Annotated in this window: 3 protein-coding genes; 1 reads left to right on the top strand and 2 read right to left on the bottom strand. The window is 69.2% G+C overall.

From position 1 onward, the window contains the following. Window positions 1–358, top strand: a 358-nt coding sequence (locus tag FKP22_RS28510; RefSeq protein WP_141291483.1) for an META domain-containing protein, incomplete at its 5' end; no start/stop codon positions are given. Between the two features lie 16 nt (window positions 359–374). On the opposite strand, the gene FKP22_RS28505 is transcribed toward FKP22_RS28510, so the two are convergent. Both FKP22_RS28505 and FKP22_RS28500 read right to left on the bottom strand, forming a co-directional pair. Then, on the bottom strand, window positions 375–620 hold the full coding sequence (locus FKP22_RS28505) for a hypothetical protein (RefSeq protein ID WP_141291481.1): 246 nt from the start codon (window positions 618–620) through the stop codon (window positions 375–377). A 112-nt stretch (window positions 621–732) separates the two neighbouring features. Next, on the bottom strand, window positions 733–2002 hold a 1270-nt coding region (locus FKP22_RS28500), incomplete at its 5' end, for a helicase-related protein (RefSeq protein WP_141291479.1).

Below are 2002 nucleotides of genomic sequence, written 5' to 3'. Positions count from 1 at the left end.
GCGCGGTTGCGGCGGCGAGGCGGCCAGCCTGTTGCTGGGGCCGGAATGGCTGGTGGTGAGCCTGCAGGGCCAGCCGCTGATCGACCGCAGCCGGGCCACGCTGCGTTTCACGCCCGAGGGCCGCTTCACCGGCCTGGCCTCATGCAACCACTTCACCGGCGCCTGGCGCCTGGGCAGCGAGAACCTGCTGCTGAACCCGCCTGCTGTGACGATGATGGCCTGCGCACCGACGGTGATGGCTCAGGAGGACAGGCTGCTGGCCCTGCTCAAGGCCGTCAACCGCTTCGACTTCTCGCCCAAGGGCGAGTTGCTGCTGCTGACGGCCGATGGTCGCCAGCTGGCAGCACGCCGGAACTGAAGGCGGCCGCTGCGCCTCAGGCGTGCGCTGCCTCTTCTTCCGCTGTGTAGGCTTCGACCACCAGGGCGCCGCTGTCCACATAGCGCTGGAAGTCCGGCAGCGGGATGGCCGCTGAGCCGCGTGCATCGCCGTCCTGCCAGCCCAGGGTGACGTCCAGCTTGGTTTCCTCGATCTCGCAATTGCCTTGCGGGATCTTCATGTCCATGCCGTCGCCTTCGCGGTAGCTCACATCACCCACCACTTTGCCGTGTAGCTTGCTCATGTCATTGCTCCTGCAGGGTTGGTCGAGTGCCTAGACTAGGGCTCGGCGGCGATGTCGGCAATCGGTGCAGGCCGACAACCCTGTAGGACGCGGGGTGCAGTGCAACAAAGGCTTACGCGGCCACCCGTGGTGCGGCGGCCGGCTGCACGAAATCGGCGTGGAATTCGCGCGGCCGGCGCTGGGCCGGGAAGCGGATGCGCACCACCTCGCCGGCCAGCGCAATGACTTCGCCGCTGCCATGGCGCTTGACCTCGACCCAGTCGCCAACCGCCAGCGGCTGGCGCTCGGCAGGGGCTGGCGCTTGGGCGGCGGTGTCCGCAGGAAAGGTCGCCGGTTCTTCGGGTTGGATGTCAGCCAGGGCCTGCAGCCGCAGGCAGCTGTCGCAATGGCCGCAGCGGCCATTTTCCGACTCCGGCAGCGGTTGGTCGAAGTGGGCCAGCAGCATCTGCCAGCGGCAGCCGCCTGACTGGGCGTAGTCCATCATCGTGTCCAGGCGCTGGCGGTCCTGGTTCTTTCGCTGGTCGTAGCTCTCCGCCACCTGTTCCACCACCTCGGCCACCGAATGGCTGGCGTCCACCGTCACCCTGCCGTCGCGGCCCAGGCGCACCAGGCGCAGGCCGCGCAGCGCATTGAGCACCTGGCGTGTCTTGGCCAGTGGTGCGTCCACCGCGTCGCGCAGCGCGCTGGTCAGCCAGCCGTCGGGCGGTCCCTGGGTCAGCGTCTGCCACAGTGCGCGCACGTCGTTTTTCGACGGGTAGCGGCCGACCAGGAAAAAGCGCTGCACCGCGCGGTCGGCGCGCAGGAACATCAGCGTGCAGGTGGCCGTTTCGCCGTCGCGGCCGGCGCGGCCGCTCTCCTGGTAATAGGCGTCCAGGGACGATGGCAGCTGGGCATGCACCACAAAGCGGATGTCGGACTTGTCGATGCCCATGCCGAAGGCCGGCGTGGCCACCATCACGCGCACCTGGCCCTGCATGAAGGCATCCTGGCTGCGGGTGCGCTCGGCTGCGCCCATCTGGCCGTGGTACAGCGCCACGTCCTCGTCGGCCTCGGCCAGCATCGCGTGCAGCTGCTTGGCGCTGCGCACGGTGCTGGCGTAGACGATGCCAGGGCCTTCGCTGTCATGCACCAGCGCCTGGATGCGGCGCAGCCGGGTGGCCTCCTCGTCGACCAGCTCGACCCGGTAGTCCAGGTTGGCCCGGTAGACACCGGTGCACAGCACGCCTGCCGCTGGGATCTGCAGCGCGCGGCAGATCTCGCGCTGCACCGGTGAAGCGGCAGTGGCCGTCAGCGCCAGCACCGGCACGCCCAGCGCCTGGCGCAGTGCGCCCAGCTCGGCAAAGGCCGGCCGGAAGTCGTGGCCCCACTGGGCAATGCAGTGC

Source organism: Ideonella azotifigens, assembly GCF_006519715.1.
In the GTDB taxonomy this organism is placed as follows: Bacteria; Pseudomonadota; Gammaproteobacteria; order Burkholderiales; family Burkholderiaceae_C; genus Ideonella; species Ideonella azotifigens.
The sequence above is the reverse complement of the archived record's forward strand: the minus strand, read 5'-3'. Positions and strand labels throughout refer to the sequence as shown.

Bases quoted from the DNA above. Each gene is read 5' to 3' on its own strand.
- FKP22_RS28505 (WP_141291481.1), bottom strand. From the start codon at position 620: ATGAGCAAGCTACACGGCAAAGTGGTGGGTGATGTGAGCTACCGCGAA.